Source organism: Acinetobacter sp. Ac8, assembly GCF_055392545.1.
Map to the genome: position 1 here is coordinate 1,956,250 of NZ_AP043689.1, position 16,395 is coordinate 1,972,644.

Annotated in this window: 16 protein-coding genes; 8 read left to right on the top strand and 8 right to left on the bottom strand. The window is 38.0% G+C overall.

The window, feature by feature from the left end; translation table 11 throughout:
- Position 1: 1 nt before the first annotated feature.
- From ACZ5QH_RS09100 to ACZ5QH_RS09115, 4 genes are all read left to right on the top strand, one after another.
- The gene (locus ACZ5QH_RS09100) at positions 2-1,399 is read left to right on the top strand and encodes an efflux transporter outer membrane subunit (RefSeq protein ID WP_303577043.1); all 1,398 of its coding nucleotides are present in this window, start codon (positions 2-4) and stop codon (positions 1,397-1,399) included.
- Positions 1,400-2,283: 884 nt separating this feature from the next.
- On the top strand, positions 2,284-3,603 hold the full coding sequence (locus ACZ5QH_RS09105; RefSeq protein ID WP_004820795.1) for an NCS2 family permease: 1,320 nt from the start codon (positions 2,284-2,286) through the stop codon (positions 3,601-3,603).
- A 121-nt stretch (positions 3,604-3,724) separates the two neighbouring features.
- Positions 3,725-4,726: an adenosine deaminase gene (locus ACZ5QH_RS09110; RefSeq protein ID WP_234623007.1), complete on the top strand. Its 1,002-nt coding sequence runs from the start codon at positions 3,725-3,727 to the stop codon at positions 4,724-4,726.
- 69 nt (positions 4,727-4,795) lie between these two features.
- Positions 4,796-5,149, top strand: coding sequence for a hypothetical protein (locus ACZ5QH_RS09115; RefSeq protein WP_303577044.1), 354 nt, complete (start codon positions 4,796-4,798; stop codon positions 5,147-5,149).
- 99 nt (positions 5,150-5,248) lie between these two features.
- Here ACZ5QH_RS09115 and ACZ5QH_RS09120 read toward each other — a convergent pair whose 3' ends face one another.
- On the bottom strand, positions 5,249-5,800 hold the full coding sequence (locus tag ACZ5QH_RS09120) for a cytochrome b (protein ID WP_004721181.1): 552 nt from the start codon (positions 5,798-5,800) through the stop codon (positions 5,249-5,251).
- A 224-nt stretch (positions 5,801-6,024) separates the two neighbouring features.
- Between ACZ5QH_RS09120 and ACZ5QH_RS09125 the strand changes: the two genes are divergently transcribed.
- Both ACZ5QH_RS09125 and rnhB read left to right on the top strand, forming a co-directional pair.
- Positions 6,025-6,402 (top strand): hypothetical protein, encoded by a 378-nt coding sequence (locus ACZ5QH_RS09125; RefSeq protein ID WP_004820799.1) that lies wholly within the window; start codon positions 6,025-6,027, stop codon positions 6,400-6,402.
- 249 nt (positions 6,403-6,651) lie between these two features.
- A complete protein-coding gene (gene rnhB, locus ACZ5QH_RS09130) occupies positions 6,652-7,221 on the top strand; it encodes a ribonuclease HII (RefSeq protein WP_004820802.1) in 570 nt (189 codons plus the stop codon).
- A gap of 79 nt (positions 7,222-7,300) precedes the next feature.
- On the opposite strand, the gene csrA is transcribed toward rnhB, so the two are convergent.
- The 5 genes from csrA to ACZ5QH_RS09155 form a co-directional block, all read right to left on the bottom strand.
- Positions 7,301-7,552 (bottom strand): carbon storage regulator CsrA, encoded by a 252-nt coding sequence (csrA, locus tag ACZ5QH_RS09135; RefSeq protein ID WP_004721174.1) that lies wholly within the window; start codon positions 7,550-7,552, stop codon positions 7,301-7,303.
- A gap of 242 nt (positions 7,553-7,794) precedes the next feature.
- The gene (locus ACZ5QH_RS09140) at positions 7,795-9,075 is read right to left on the bottom strand and encodes an aspartate kinase (protein WP_004721171.1); all 1,281 of its coding nucleotides are present in this window, start codon (positions 9,073-9,075) and stop codon (positions 7,795-7,797) included.
- A gap of 63 nt (positions 9,076-9,138) precedes the next feature.
- Positions 9,139-11,832, bottom strand: coding sequence for an alanine--tRNA ligase (gene alaS, locus ACZ5QH_RS09145; RefSeq protein WP_171066878.1), 2,694 nt, complete (start codon positions 11,830-11,832; stop codon positions 9,139-9,141).
- Positions 11,833-12,075: 243 nt separating this feature from the next.
- On the bottom strand, positions 12,076-12,852 hold the full coding sequence (locus ACZ5QH_RS09150; protein WP_464016795.1) for a PA3715 family protein: 777 nt from the start codon (positions 12,850-12,852) through the stop codon (positions 12,076-12,078).
- A gap of 29 nt (positions 12,853-12,881) precedes the next feature.
- Positions 12,882-13,685: a PA3715 family protein gene (locus tag ACZ5QH_RS09155; RefSeq protein ID WP_303577046.1), complete on the bottom strand. Its 804-nt coding sequence runs from the start codon at positions 13,683-13,685 to the stop codon at positions 12,882-12,884.
- A gap of 136 nt (positions 13,686-13,821) precedes the next feature.
- Here ACZ5QH_RS09155 and ACZ5QH_RS09160 point away from each other — a divergent pair, with 136 nt between their 5' ends.
- Together ACZ5QH_RS09160 and ACZ5QH_RS09165 are read left to right on the top strand one after the other, a co-directional pair.
- The gene (locus ACZ5QH_RS09160) at positions 13,822-14,844 is read left to right on the top strand and encodes a type I glyceraldehyde-3-phosphate dehydrogenase (RefSeq protein ID WP_262085809.1); all 1,023 of its coding nucleotides are present in this window, start codon (positions 13,822-13,824) and stop codon (positions 14,842-14,844) included.
- An 83-nt stretch (positions 14,845-14,927) separates the two neighbouring features.
- On the top strand, positions 14,928-15,224 hold the full coding sequence (locus tag ACZ5QH_RS09165) for a hypothetical protein (protein ID WP_096733926.1): 297 nt from the start codon (positions 14,928-14,930) through the stop codon (positions 15,222-15,224).
- Positions 15,225-15,274: 50 nt separating this feature from the next.
- Here ACZ5QH_RS09165 and ACZ5QH_RS09170 read toward each other — a convergent pair whose 3' ends face one another.
- The gene (locus ACZ5QH_RS09170) at positions 15,275-15,574 is read right to left on the bottom strand and encodes an AzlD family protein (RefSeq protein WP_303577047.1); all 300 of its coding nucleotides are present in this window, start codon (positions 15,572-15,574) and stop codon (positions 15,275-15,277) included.
- Positions 15,571-16,314, bottom strand: coding sequence for an AzlC family ABC transporter permease (locus tag ACZ5QH_RS09175; RefSeq protein WP_303577048.1), 744 nt, complete (start codon positions 16,312-16,314; stop codon positions 15,571-15,573). Before ACZ5QH_RS09175 ends, ACZ5QH_RS09170 begins: the two co-directional genes overlap by 4 nt.
- Positions 16,315-16,395: the final 81 nt, after the last annotated feature.

Sequence of the window (16,395 nt, forward strand, 5' to 3'; positions counted from 1 at the left end):
AATGCAGAGTTTAATCGTTAAAAATGTCATGTGCCTTAGTGTGTTATTGATATTGACTGCATGCAATTCTACTGTTGTGTTGCATCCGACTGAATATAAAGTGCCAGTCCTTCAAACGGATGAACATTATAAATATGCTGTTTTAAATTGGAAAAAAACCTCAAGCTTAGACGTCAATGCCAACACTTGGTGGGAAATCTATCAAGACCCTATTCTCAGTCAATTGATGCAACAATTGAATCAAGAAAATTTGAGTCTGAAACAAGCTGAAGCACGCTATCAACAAGCCAATGCCTTACTTGAGCAGCAACGCGCTAACCGTTTGCCAAGTTTAAAGTTAAATGGTTCTGCACAACGTAGTGGAACAAAGGACAGTACGCCAAACAACCAATTTACAACGGGTGTTCAGGTCAGTTGGATTCCTGATTTATGGGGCAGAGTCGCTAAAGCGATTGAAGGGCAACAGGCAAATTTAGAGGCTTCACAGGCTGACTTAGCCGCAATTAAACTTAATCAACAATTATTGGGCACAGAAACCTATTGGAATATCCGAATACTGGATGCACAGTTGGATGTTTTACGACAAACCCAACACAGTTATCAGCGTTCCGTCAAAATTTTAAATAACCAATATATTGCTGGAATGATCGCGCGCGCGGATGTGATACAGGCTGAAACACAGCTCAAACAAGTGCAAATCCAGCAGATAGAAATCCAGCGGCAACGTGATTTACAAGAAAATATTTTAGCTGTGGTACAAGGTAAAACAGTTGCTCAATTTCAATTGGCCAAACAGGAACAGCACTTTAAAGTTCCACTATTACCCACTCAGTTACCAAGTCGGATGCTGATCCAGCGTCCTGATGTAATCCGTGCTGAACGTGAATTGGCGGCAACACATGCCCAATTGGGCTTGGCTCAAACAGCATGGTTACCTGATCTCAGTATTGGTTTAACTGGTGAATTAAATAGCCGCGTGTTGAGTCAACTGTTTCAAGCACCACAGTATTTGTGGTCGACGGGCCTACAAACAACGGCATTGATATTTGACGGTGGAAAACGTAAGGCTGAGATTGCACAAGCGCAAGCGAGTTATGCTGAAAAAGCAGCAACGTATAGACAGGCTGTTTTAACAGGTTGGAAAGAGGTGGAAGACGCGCTTTTACAGTCATCCAGTTTTAAACAGCAACAATCTGAGCAGGCTCAACTATTTAAACTTGCTTTAGAAAATGAACAAGTTGTAACTCGTCGCTATAATGTAGGCTTAGTCAGTTATTTAGAAGTGGTTACAGCACAAAATTTAACCTTACAGGCGGAACAGGCAACTTTACAGCTCAAGCAGTTGCAGTTAAAAAATACAGCCCAACTGATTGCAGCCTTAGGTGGCAATATAAGTTGAAGGCACGATGTAAAAACTTAAGTGACTTGGCTTAAATCTTTGAATAGCGTATTTAAGCATTACTGATTTAAAAGCTTACACACTTTAAAAGCTTACATGCATTTTAAAGTGTGTAAGCTAAGCCGTCTAAACTCTTGTTATTGAAAACTTTATGTATTTAAAAGCTGTGTTTGCTTGATCAAGTTTAATGTTGTTTTTTAATCATTATTTAAAATAAATAGCACCATTTTAGATGTATAGCAGGCTCTAAAATTTAGTATGCACTATGAAAGCGCAAGTTAATACTTGTGATTTGTCAGACAATTTTATTGTGAAAGTGTTATTCATGTCACGTTTATGTGTATAATCAGCGAAATTTATACCTTGATTTGATTTTGAAATGGTAAAGCTTGTAACTTTTTTCGTGTTGAGTAGTGTGATATTTCTAGGCTATTTTTCTTATGTCGATTCGCAACAAAAAAAACAACAAGAAATGCAAGATATTATCAAAGATGCGAATTTAACCATTCGGAAAATTGAGTCTAATCCTAATAATCACAATCATCTCAAAGTAAGTAATACTGTGATTTGATTTAGGCACTGTATATCCTTAAAGCATTAAACTTCTGAGTTCACATGAATTGGATGACTAAAAGCGTCAGATTGATAAAATTATTTAAACTGTATGTTATAATTTGTAATATGTAATCGATAACGACCGTTAAACCTTCTAGAAAACGAAAGCTGCTAATCTGCAGCTTTTTTAATTCAAGTTTTTTATCGGAAATGTCATTTTGGTATGTTTATTGAATGCTGAATTATGGCCTTAATTGACGGCATTTAGCATTTTTTTAAATGAACTCGATTTTATCAACGAATAGCTCAAACTTAACAGGGGCTCAACAATGACGAATCCAAATCCTTCAGCGGGTTTGCTTGAACGCTTATTTAAACTGAGCGAAAACAAAACAACGTTTAGAACCGAAATACTGGCAGGTTTAACGACATTTTTAACAATGTGCTACATCATCATTGTTAACCCATTGATTCTTTCAGAAACAGGTATGGATCATGGCGCCGTATTTGTGGCAACGTGTTTGGCCGCTGCGATTGGTTGTTTGGTCATGGGGGTTGTTGCAAACTATCCGATTGCACTTGCACCAGGTATGGGGCTGAATGCTTATTTTACCTATTCCGTTTGTTTAGGTATGGGCGTTGAATGGCAAACCGCTTTGGCTGCTGTATTTGTTTCCGGACTTGTCTTCATCGCAATTAGCATGTTTAAAATCCGTGAAGCCATTGTCAATGCGATTCCAATGTCATTGAAATTTGCAATCGGTGGCGGTATTGGATTATTCCTTGCACTGGTTGCATTGAAAAACTCAGGCATTATTGTTGCAAATCAAGCAACTTTGGTGGGTTTGGGCGATTTAAAACAACCTACAGTTTTACTGACATTACTGGGTTTTTTCCTGATCGTGATTATGCACCACTATAAAATTCGTGGCGCAATTATTATCAGTATTTTAGCGGTCACTGGTATTGCAACAGCTTTAGGTTTAAATGAATTTAAAGGGGTTGTTGGTTCAATCCCTTCTATTGCACCAACATTCATGCAAATGAATTTTGAAAACTTATTTACGGTAAGTTTAGTGGGTGTGATTTTCGTATTTTTCTTGGTTGATTTATTTGACTCAACTGGAACATTGGTCGGGGTTTCACATCGTGCTGGTTTATTGAAAGACGGTAAATTACCACGTTTGAAAAAAGCGCTATTTGCTGATTCAACTGCGATTGTTGCCGGGGCTGCTTTGGGCACATCATCAACAACGCCTTATATTGAGTCATCGGCGGGTGTTGCTGCAGGCGGTCGTACAGGCTTAACTGCAGTTGTTGTCGGTATTTTATTTTTAGCGTGTTTATTTTTAGCACCACTGGCACAATCTGTTCCTGGATTTGCGACTGCTCCAGCATTATTATTTGTTGGTGTGTTGATGATTCAAGGCATCATCAATATTGAATGGGATGATATTACCGAGGCAGTTCCAGCATTTTTAACCATTGTATTTATGCCATTTGCTTATTCTATTGCGGACGGTATTGCAATGGGCTTTATCAGCTATGCATTGGTTAAATTATTTACAGGTAAAGCAAAAACAGTTCCATATATGGTTTGGATCATTGCTGTGCTCTGGGTGATTAAATTCGTTGCATTTGGTGGTTAATAAATTTAAATAAGAAAAGGGTGTAAACTCAAGTTTGCACCCTTTTTTGTTTTAATCAGATTGAAATGAATCCAAGCGATTTGGATGATTGAAATTTAATTTAATAAGTTTGAGGAAAAACGTGAATAGATTAGAACTTATTCGTGCCTTACCCAAGGCAGAACTCCATGTACATATCGAAGGCACGTTTGAGCCTGAGCTGATGTTTGCGATAGCTCAGCGTAATCAAATTGATATCCCGTATAAATCTGTAGAAGAAGTCAAACAAGCATATAACTTTCATAATCTACAGTCTTTCCTTGATATTTATTATGCAGGTGCCAATGTACTGATCAATGAACAAGACTTTTATGATTTAGCTTGGGCATATTTTGAAAAATGTGCAGAGGATAAAGTTGTACATACTGAAATGTTCTTTGATCCACAAACACATACCGACCGTGGGGTTGCCTTTGAAACGGTGATCAATGGCCTACAGCGTGCATGCGATGATGCTCAAACAAAGTTGGCTATAAGCTCTCATTTGATCATGTGTTTCCTACGTCACTTAAGTGAAGAAGCAGCATTTGAAACGTTAAAGCAAGCCTTGCCATATAAAGATCAAATTATTGCTGTAGGTTTAGATTCAAGCGAAGTTGGGCATCCACCAGCTAAATTTGAACGAGTTTTTGCGCAAGCACGTAAAGAAGGTTTCTTGGTGGTTGCACATGCGGGAGAAGAAGGGCCTGCTGAATATGTATGGGAAGCTTTAGATTTATTAAAAGTAAACCGTATTGACCACGGGGTGCGTTCAGAAGAAGACCCAGCACTGATGCAACGTTTAATTGCAGAAAAGATGCCTTTGACTGTTTGCCCACTGAGCAATTTAAAATTATGTGTGGTGGATGATATGGCACAACATAATATTCACCGTTTATTGCAAAAAGGTGTACATGTGACTGTCAATTCAGATGACCCATCTTATTTTGGTGGCTATATGAATGATAATTTTATTTCGATTGCTGAAGCGCTAGATCTTTCCAATACAGAGTTAAAGCAATTGGCAAAAAATTCATTTGAAGCGTCATTTATTTCAAATGAAGAAAAGCAAAAATGGAACAATCAAATTGATCAATTGGCTTAAATCAAGCTATATTCTTTAAGCCTATAAAAGCAGTGTGTGAACACTGCTTTTTTTCATGAGGAAAATAGAATGAAATTTTTAACAAGTCTAACCTTATTCATTATTTTACCTGTGACTGTTGCATGTGCAGACTCAAGCACAGAAACGATTACACATAAGATGTTAAAACCTTTAATCGAACAGCAGTGTGCAAGTGAATTAAAAGCGTCAAAGATTTGGCAAGTATCCTCATTTTTATGGACAGCTACACAACAGCAACATGCACAGCAAAAAATCTGTAGCTGTGTTAGTGAGAATGCTTTGAATGATGTCCCTGCTAAACAGCTGGTTATGGCAACGTTTAATGAAGCTGCAAAAAATAAGCTGATTCAACAAGCGGTGATGAATAGTTTAAAAGGTTGTGCAAAAGAAGCATTAAAGTAAAGATCTAGAATTTAAGCAGCATAAATTTAAACCACAATAAAAATATAAAAAAGCACACCGTTTTGATGTGCTTTGCTAGATTTTTTAATTTATGTTCGACTAACCTTGTCGTGTCATACTTTTCAATACATTGTCTTTATCAATGAAATGGTGTTTGAGCGCAGCCAGAACATGTCCGACAAGAAGTAAGCCTGCAGCCCATGAAATATAAATATGTAAAGGTTTTACAATCGCTGTTAAATCGGGGTTATCTTGTACAAGTCTTGGAATCTCAAATAAGTACAATACAGGCACGGGATGACCAGCACTCCAGCTAAATAAACATCCTGTGATTGGCAATGCCAATAACATGAAATATAAACCCAAATGACCTAAATGAGCCAAAGTTTTCATCAATGGTGACATGGTTTCAGGTAGTTCAGGTGCAGGGTGGGTGTAACGCCAAAAGATACGGATAATCACCAAAAAGATAATCACCGATGCAATATTCTTATGTAAGGTAATGACATCACCTTTAAACGGCCCATCGACATCATAGCTTAAAAAATTGCCACTATAAAAACCAATGACCCAAGCGGTAATAAAGATGATTGCCATAATCCAATGCAACCATTGTGCTGTCCTTGTATAGTATTGTGATTTTTGTTGCATGACACAGATTCCGATTTAATTTAGTGCTTATAATATGGATTTTATTAAAAGAAATCAGTTCTAAAAACTCAACGTATTGTTTTAAATTTGCAACGCTTAAAGCAATAATTGTGAAATATTTATCCATTTAGCGTCTAATGAGGTGATTATTCAAATTTTTAGTTTAATCCAAGTATAAGTTTAGGCAAAATAGCCCAGCTTTATCTCATAAAAAGGAAAAAATTGTGAAAAAACGCGTTGTCTTTCTTGCTTCAATCGCTTTAGCTCTATCGGCTTGCGCGACCAATGACCCAACAGGTGCTGCAGCAGCGTCAACAACTCAGCAGTTAGGTGGTGTTGCGCTTAAAATTGCGATCAATGCGAAATGCACAACTGAACTGAATAATTTACCTGCTTGGAAGACTGCAACAAAAGTCATGACTGCAGATCAAAAAAACAATGTACAAAGTGAAATTTGTGGTTGTGTCAGTGAAAAAGCACCACAAAGTGTCAGCACTGTAGATTTGGCAACAGCTGCTTTAGACCCTCAAGCGCGTGCTACGATTGTTTCAAATGTGGTGACAAAAACAATTAATGCATGTGTTGCGGAAGCGATGAGATAATTGCATTAAAGCATCAAAGGCATATGAATTTATTGCTACAGATTTTTCTATATTGATAAATTCATGGTCTTAGGAGTGATGCTGTTTTCTTTATATGGCGTCATTCACGCGAAGCAAAATATTCTAAATTTTGATCAGCCGATTGAATTTATGTACAAAGAAAAGGGCTTTCAATCTGTCATCATTTCAAGATGATGATGTATAAACTCAGATAAAACCTGTTGAGCTTCTTTTATGATAGGAAAGAAAATGTTAGTTGCTGGTGTAGATGAAGCAGGACGAGGTCCATTGGTTGGCTCTGTGGTCGCGGCTGCAGTAATTTTAGATCCAAACAAGCCAATTCAAGGCTTAAATGATTCTAAAAAATTAACTGAAAAAAAACGTGAAAAGTTATTCATTGAAATTCAGGAAAAAGCGATTGCTTGGGCAATTGCTGAAGCAACACATCAAGAAATTGATGAACTGAATATTTTACAAGCTTCATTATTGGCGATGCGACGTGCTGTAGAGGCACTCAAAACTGTACCAGAGCATGTGCTTGTAGATGGCAATAAAGTTCCTAAAGGCTTAAGCATGAGCTGTGATGCGGTGGTAGGCGGGGATGCTTTACATGCTGAGATCAGTGCGGCAAGTATTTTGGCCAAAGTAACGCGTGATCATGAAATGGTTGAATTAGACAAGCAATATCCGCAATTTGGTTTTGCAAAACATAAAGGTTATCCAACCAAAGCACACTTTGAAGCCATTGCTGAACATGGTGTGATTGATCAACATCGTCGTAGCTATTCACCAGTCAGAAAAGCACTAGGTCTTGAATAAAACGGATGATGTTTTTTACTGATCAATAAAAATTTAAAGCGGCTTAAAAGCCGCTTTAGTTTCCAAAACCACTATAATCTTAACGATTATAGGTGTTTTGCGAATTATCATCTTCAAAAGAAGGCTGATAATCTTGATCAATATGTTGCAAATGCTCGTGCATAGCACGCTCATGTTGAATACGTTGATAAATTTCTTCGCGATGCACAGAAACTTCTTTTGGGGCATTTACACCAATACGAACTTGGTTGCCTTTAACACCAAGCACAGTAACACTGACTTGATCCCCAATCATCAAAGTTTCTCCGACACGGCGGGTCAGAATCAGCATGTTTATCTCCTTGCTTAAACGCTAAACCTGCGATGAATTTCTAAAAACTAGAAAACACAACTTTAAATAGCACCGATAATTTTAACAGAATAATGTGACAAGTTTTTCATTTTCACATTGCTCTATTGAAATTTCTCTAAAACCTCAAAACTAATATAACAGAGCCACTATAGAAAACACTATAGTGGCTCTGATTTTTTCTTGGTCAAAACAGCGAATAAGTAGCTATATTTGATCAAAAATTATGCACGCGCACTCGATTCGCCATGTTCACGGTCTAAACCGAAGGCTGTATGGAGTGAACGAACCGCAAGTTCTAGGTAATTTTCTTCAATAATCACAGAAATTTTGATTTCAGAAGTTGAGATCATCAGGATATTAATCCCTTCATCTGCAAGTGCAGTAAACATTTTACTTGCAACACCTGCATGAGAACGCATACCTACGCCAACAATTGACACTTTAACAATGTCATCACGCGTAGCAACTTCACGCGCACCAATCGCTGTAGCCGTTTCTTCTAGGATTGCTTTGGCTTTTTTAAGTTCACCACGATTCACGGTAAAAGTGAAGTCAGTTGTGCCATCTTCTTCAACGTTTTGGATGATCATATCCACTTCAACGTTTGCAGCACCAATAGGTGATAAGATTTTAGACGCAATACCTGGTTCATCAGGTACACCTAAAATTGTTAATTTAGCTTCGTCACGGTTAAATGCGATACCAGAAATAATTGGCTGTTCCATATTGTCTTCCGCTTCAGTAGTGATTAGTGTTCCGACATTGTTTTTGAAATCTTCGTCGAATGCGCCATCATTGTCATTATCAAAACTTGATAATACGCGTAAAGGCACTTGGTATTTTCCTGCAAACTCAACAGAACGAATTTGCAATACTTTAGAACCGAGAGATGCCATTTCAAGCATTTCTTCAAATGAAATACGATCAACTTTTTTCGCTTTAGGTGCAACACGAGGATCAGTGGTATAAACCCCATCCACATCTGTATAAATCTGACATTCATCTGCTTTTAATGCCGCAGCAAGTGCAACACCAGAAGTATCAGAACCGCCACGGCCTAAAGTTGTTGTATTGCCATCAATGTCGAAACCTTGGAAGCCTGCAACAACAATGACACGACCTGCATCCAAATGATTTGTCATCACATCTGTATCAATAGATTCGATACGGGCTTTGGTAAACGCGCTGTCAGTTTTGATACCAACTTGGCGACCTGTGAGTGACTTAGCTTCAACACCAATTGAATTGAGCGCCATTGCTAACATTGAAATCGTTACCTGTTCACCCGTAGACACCATTTGGTCTAGTTCACGAGGATCAGGGGTTTCGGTAATGGCTTTCGCTAAAGCCAATAAGCGGTTTGTTTCACCACTCATTGCGGATACAACCACTACAACCTTGTGGCCGTGGTCATGCCAACGCTTTACACGACGAGCAACATTTAAAATGCGCTCGGGAGTACCCATAGAAGTACCGCCATATTTTTGAACGATTAATGCCATAGTTGTTCCATATAAGCCATGACCCTAATCGGCATTAGGGTCAGTTACACAAAAGGTGAAGTATTATTTTTGAGCAAGCCAAGCAGTTAAATCTGCCATCACTTGTTCAAACTTCTCGTTTAGTGGCGCGCCACCTTGTGCTAAGTCAGGTTTACCACCACCTTTACCACCAAGCTCAGTTGCTAAGTGTTTGATGATGTCACCCGCTTTTAGATTTGCAGTGAAATCTTTAGCTACAGATGCGATAAGACTAACTTTGTCACCTTCTACAGCCGCAAGCACAATCACTGCATTATCTAATTTTGATTTGACACTGTCATGAAGATGACGAACAGATTTCGCATCTTGTCCTTGAACTGTGGCAATAAGTGTTTGGCGACCCGCAATTTCGGTCACTTGATTGATTAAATCAGAGGCTTGGAAATTCGCCAATTTTTGATTCAATTGCTCAATTTGTTTTTGCAATTGATGTGCTGTTTCTAGCGTTGATTGAACTTTTTCAACAGTTTGATCTTTCTGTGCTTTTAATAAATCGTTGATATGCAAAATATCTGCATCAAATTTTTGAACGATTTCAAGCGCTTTGGTACCTGTAACAGCTTCAATACGGCGAACACCTGCTGCAACACCACTTTCAGAGGTGATTTTAAACAGACCAATATCGCCAGTACGTTTTACATGGATACCACCACAAAGTTCGATAGAGAAATTTTTCTCATCTTGGATTGAACCCATAGAAAGTACACGAACTTCATCACCATATTTTTCACCGAACAACATCATTGCACCTTTTTCTTTGGCAGCATCGATGTCTAAAAGTTCAGTAGAAACGGCGGTGTTTGCAATCACTTCGCGGTTTACAATACGTTCAACCTGTTGAATTTGTTCAAATGTCACCGGTTGGTCATTGGCAAAGTCAAAACGTAAAATGTCAGAAGCGACCAAAGAACCTTTTTGTTGTACGTGCTCGCCCAATACTTGACGTAAAGCGGCATGTAAAAGGTGAGTTGCAGAGTGGTTGCGTGCAGTTGCTTCACGAAGATCTGCTTTTACAATTGCTTCAACATTTTGAGTCGCTTTTAGGCTTCCCATTGTCACGATACCTTGGTGGACAAAAGCGCCACCAGATTTTTTAGTATCTTGAACTTCAAAAATACCAGTATCGTTTTTGAACAGACCTGTATCACCAATCTGACCACCGCTTTCTGCATAGAACGGTGTTTGGTTCAATACGATTAGTGCTTCATCGCCTTCAACGACTTCATCAACTTGTACGCCATCTTTATAGATCGCAATAATTTGACCTTGACCTTGAGTTGCTTCATAGCCATCAAATTGAGTTTCGCTATCTACTTTCACAATACTGTTATAGTCAACAGCAAACTTACCTGCATCACGTGCACGTTGACGTTGTGCAGCCATTTCAACTTCAAAACCAGCTTCGTCAATTTCCAGTTCACGTTCACGTGCGATATCTGCGGTTAAATCAGCAGGGAAGCCATAAGTGTCGTAAAGTTTAAAGACGGTTTCGCCCGGAATGGTTTTACCTTTGAGGTTGGCTAACTCACCTTCAAGCAGCTTTAAACCTTGTTCAAGCGTTTTGGCAAATAATTCTTCTTCACGAATCAAAGCCGCTTCAATCACATTACGGCGTTGTTCAAGCTCAGGATAAGCAGTGCCCATGGCATCGATTAATGGTTGCAACATTTTGTAGAAGAACGTACCCGTTGCGCCCATTTTATTACCATGACGTACTGCACGACGGATAATACGACGCAATACATAACCACGACCTTCATTTGAAGGGTTAACGCCATCTGCGATCAGGAAGCAGCATGAACGTGCATGGTCTGCCACCACTTTAAGTGAAGCAGGGTATTCAATAGGTTTATTGTTTGCTTGTGCAGTTGCAACCGCTTCAGATGTATCAACACCAATAATTTCAGCAGCAGACTTTAATAGGTCTTGGAACAGGTCAATTTCATAGTTTGAATTGACATGCTGTAAAACAGCAGAAATACGTTCCAAGCCCATGCCTGTATCTACAGATGGTGCAGGAAGATTATGCAGTACGCCATCAGCAGTACGGTTAAACTGCATGAAAACGTTGTTCCAGATTTCAATAAAACGGTCGCCATCTTCTTCTGGTGTGCCCGGTAAGCCACCCCAAATATGATCGCCATGGTCAAAGAAAATTTCAGAACAAGGACCACATGGGCCAGTATCACCCATTGCCCAGAAGTTATCAGAAGCGTATTTTTCGCCCTTATTGTCACCAATACGGATAATACGATCTGCAGCTAAGCCAATTTCTTTGTTCCAAATGTCAAACGCTTCATCATCTGTATGATAAACAGTGGCGTATAATTTATCTTTAGGGAGTGCTAACCATTCTTCACCAGTAAGGAAATCCCAAGCAAAACGAATCGCGTCACGCTTAAAGTAATCACCAAAAGAGAAGTTACCTAACATTTCAAAAAATGTATGGTGACGTGCTGTATAACCGACATTATCTAAGTCGTTGTGCTTACCGCCTGCACGGACACATTTTTGCGACGTCGTTGCACGAACATAGTCACGTTTTTCTAATCCAAGGAAACAGTCTTTAAACTGGTTCATCCCTGCGTTGGTAAAAAGCAGAGTAGGGTCATTGGCAGGTACAAGTGAACTTGACGCGACACGTGTATGTCCTTGCGATTCAAAGTAGCGCAAAAATGCTTCACGTATTTCAGCAGTTGTCATAAAACGAGTACTCACAACCAAGTCACTCCTTAATTTTCGTATTGGCTAAAAGTGCGTTGCTGAGTCTGATTTTTGCGCTCAGTCACCACACGGGCTTATTTTTAAAAACGCCAAAGTATAACGGAAAATGTAGTGTCCACCAATGATTTTAAGGTGAATTATTGGTATTTCTATACATTTTCAACTTTCATCTGGGGTAAATTTTGGTTGTATAAATTTAAAACATAGCCACATTGCCATTATCGGATTTAAGCTTGCTTAAAAAGGATCAATACTTAAAAAGTTATGATGCTGAAATTTATATACTTGACCATTAAATTTAAGCGTTTGTTGTTGCTTATATTGTTTTTTCACCGAAGTGCAGGTTTTATAGTTGGTTTTGGTCTGGTTTTTGGTTTCTTTTAAAATCATGTCCTGTAAGCCATGTGTCGTTTTATTTGATAAAATGAGGATACTTCTAACCTCTGAATTACTATTCTCTGGACAGTTTCCAATTCGTTCATCGCCGCTATCATTCATACTGATACCGCCAATTTCTTTGATGGGTTGTTTAGGATTAACTTTAAATAAAGTTAAATTACTGTGACTATAAGTGAAACCACCTTGATGCGACGATGAAGTTTCAATACCCACGACATCAATATCAGTTAATGTTGAAAAACGGGTCGTATGGAGTTGTGCACCATCATAATGATCTGCATCTGAGTAAAAAGTTTCTGGTGCTTTATACTTTTGCAGAATTTTATGCTGAGAAGAGTCAATTAAGTATAAATTTAGATCATGTTCCATATCATCATAAGATTTATAAGCAATCGGTTGACTGATCGCAATAAGCTGAATTTTTTGTTGATTGTCTAAATGGATACAGCTTTGATATGTTTTGGCTTCAGTATTGGTAAAACGCTGATTGACCAATTTAAATTGTTGAATCAATTGCTGTTGCTGTTGGTCTGAGCAACGCTGATAAGGTACTGCAAAACTATTTCCAGCAATCAAAAGCAGTGCAGTGTTCAATACAATTTGTAATGTTTTCATGATTTAACCTTTTTAATTGCAAAATTTAATCAAATTCCAAAGTCTAAAAAATTAAGATGTTTAAAACGATATTTTTTCCCATCGAATTTCATAATATGGCTTTGTTTTTTGACGATACGGTGTGTTTTACAGTTTTTCTCATCAAGCGTTATACGTTCGGATTTTTCAGTTAATTGAATATCTGCTAAACCATGATTTTGCTGTTTTAAGGGATTAAGCAAAATTTGAGTCTCAGTTTGTGCATTATTTTCACATAGAGACGGTCTTTCGCCAGCTGAGTAATTCGTCATAAATTTATCTAAAACCAATTGCATTTGTTGATTGCTGATTTTGAATAACTTTATTTCACGTATTGTATAGTCAATTCTACCTAAATGCCCATAAGTTAAGGCCAATCCAATAACATGAGTATGAGGAGTTTTAGCGTAAGGATTGATATCAAATTTTAAATTTTCAAACTGACTGGCATCGGCAGAGATGGTTTTTGGATAAGTATAATGATTTAAAATTTTTGAAGATGCGGTATCGATCAAATATAAATTTAAATCATAATCCGCAAAGTCAGATTGCATAGCAACAGGATTGCTGATTGCAATAATCTGTTGGTGTTTACTGATCGTTAAGCAGGTTTGGAATACAGGATAACGTGCATCTAAATTTTGTTGTGTGTTTAAGTTGAATTTTTGAATGAGTTGTTGAGTCAGTGTTTCTGAGCAGTTTGAATAGAGATTTTGTGCATGTGTTGGTTGTGTATATAGAAAGGCTAGTAAAATCATGCAGTAAAGATAAAATAATTGATTGAATTTAAAAATATTTTTAATGGGTGGATACATTTATTTTTATCCTAGCTGAATCAAAAAATTATTTTTGAGAAATTTTTATGACTAAATAAAGCATATTCTAACAGTAGACACGCTAAATCTTATAACATATAGCGCATAAAGTAGTTTGGCTGTAAAAGGACATCTGATGCAACGTGTGGCAATAAACGGATTCGGGCGAATTGGACGGAATGTATTACGCGCTTGGTTTGAAAATCCGAAAAACTTCCATTTTGAAATTGTTGCCATTAACGATATTGCAGATGTTGAAACGCTGGTTCATTTATTTAAATACGATACTACCCATGGCCGCTTTGACGGTGCAGTGAATATCGTACAAGAACATGGACAGCTTTATATGTCGATTGACGCACGGCAAATTAAACAGAAAGTGCAAATTTTAAGACAAGCCAATCCTGAATTATTGCCTTGGAAAGATTTAAATATTGATGTTGTTTTAGAATGTACAGGACTGTTTCGATCACGAGCAGCTGCAACACAACATATAACAGCAGGTGCAAAACGCGTCATTATTGGTGCAGCACCTTTTGATACTGTTGATGCTGCCATTGTTTATGGGGTAAATCATCATGATGTTAAAGCTAGTGATCAAATTATTTCGGGTGTGTCATGTACCACACAAGCTTTAGTCCCTTTGGTCAAAATTATTGATGATGCATTTGGAATTGACAGTGCATTAATGACTGAAATCCATGCGGTCACTGCGGATCAATCTGTATTGGACCACGCACATCGAGATTTACGCCGCGCACGTGCTTCAGGACAAAATATTATTCCAACTACATCTTCTGCTTTGGGTGCATTAAAACAAGTCATGCCCAAAATGGAAAACCGTATTGATGGTTTTTCAATCCGTGTACCAACAATTAATGTTGCCGCCATTGATTTAACATTTATTGCTAAAGCGCCAGTAACAGCTCATTTAATTAACCAAACCTTAATTCAAGCAGCAAAATATGATTATGCTGAAATTATGTCTGTCACAGATGAGCAATTGGTTTCAAGTGATTTTAATCATTCACCTTATTCACTGATTGTTGATCTGACTCAAACTATGGTCGTAGGTCAACAGGCGAAAGTGTTTGCTTGGTATGATAACGAATGGGGTTATGCAAATCGCTTGTTAGATTTGTGTGAATCATTTTATTAATCTAATATTTATCACTTTAAAATAACTTTAATGACTTGAGTTTAATCAAGACGAAGATTGACGTGTTTTGTTGGGGGTGAATGATGTTTTATATATATTTGGTTATTGTGATTCTTTATCTGGCCATGATGTTTGTGATTTGGCAAATGGGAAAGTTAAAGAAAGAAAACCTTGAATGGCTTAAGCATGTGCAGAATCATGAGCAACAGATCCATGCACAAGAGCAACATCTCAAACAGGCCTTACAAATTATGCAAGATTTGGCTAAAAAAATGCATGTACAGCAGCAAGTTTTAGACAATACCTCAACACGTTTGACTCAAGTTGAGTTTCAAAACGCTGAATTAATTAAAATATTACAGCAAAATTCAAAACCTTAATTGAGGTTTTGAATTGCATCAAGTCAGGAGTGATAGGCTATTGAGAACGTTTAAAGCATAAAGTTTCTCAAGATCCCTGTTGCAATAATACTGATCAGTACAGTGGGCAATAATGAAAAATAACAAGCTGCGAACAGTGTGATGATAATTGCAATCAAGTTGGCTGGTTGATCCGTAACAAAGTAGGGTGCAATCACTGAAATCAAAACACAGCCGGGGATCACCTGTAAAATTCGCGTGGTTCTTTTGCTGAGATGTCTATTCTTTAACAGTAAATAGCCTAAAATTCGAGTTAAGTAGGTTGTTAATCCCACACATAGGATGGCGATGAATGTTGTCATATGAATCATTCTTCATCTCCAATTAGTAAGAACGCAGCAATAATGCCTGAAATAGAACCAATCAATACATACCAGCCTTTAGGTAGATAATAATAGGCCAATGCGGCCGCGATCAGACTTATCAGCCAAGGTAGTGCGGGTTTAAAGCCCTTCCACATTCCGCGTAAAAGCACCAGAAAAACTGCAGGGAATGCCATGTCAAAACCAAACTTTGTGACATCGCCAAGAAAAGAACCAATGCCGACTCCCATCGTGGTAAAAACCACCCACATGACATATAACGCGAAACAAAGGCCAATATAAAAAAACACACTAAATCCTGCATAGGGATTGCGAGGGTTTTGTTTGTGTGAATCCGTAATGCTAAGGGCCCAACTCTCATCACACATAAAAAATAATAATGGAAGGGCTTTACGATTGGGCAAATGTCGAATATAGGGTGCTAAACTTGCACCCATTAAAATATGGCGGCTGTTGACCAGAAAAGTGATCAGAATTAAAAACAACAATTGAGGTGGCTGCGTCCAGACTTCAATAATGGCGAACTCAGAACCACCAGCAAAATTGAGTCCTGTTAACAATGGAACTTCTAAGGCAGAAAATCCTTTTTGCGCTGCTTGTGTTCCTAAAACCAGTGCAAAAGGGATAATACCCAGTAGCATTGGAATAGAGGTTTTAAGCCCACGTACAAACTCTCTAAATTCAATTGAATAGGTTAGTTCAGTCGTAGTGTTCTTAAAACTTAACATGAGTCGCTCAATGGTCGCTAAAACAAGGTGATTTTTATTTTATGCCAAATGATTCGCTATATTTCGCTAAACTTGCTGCCT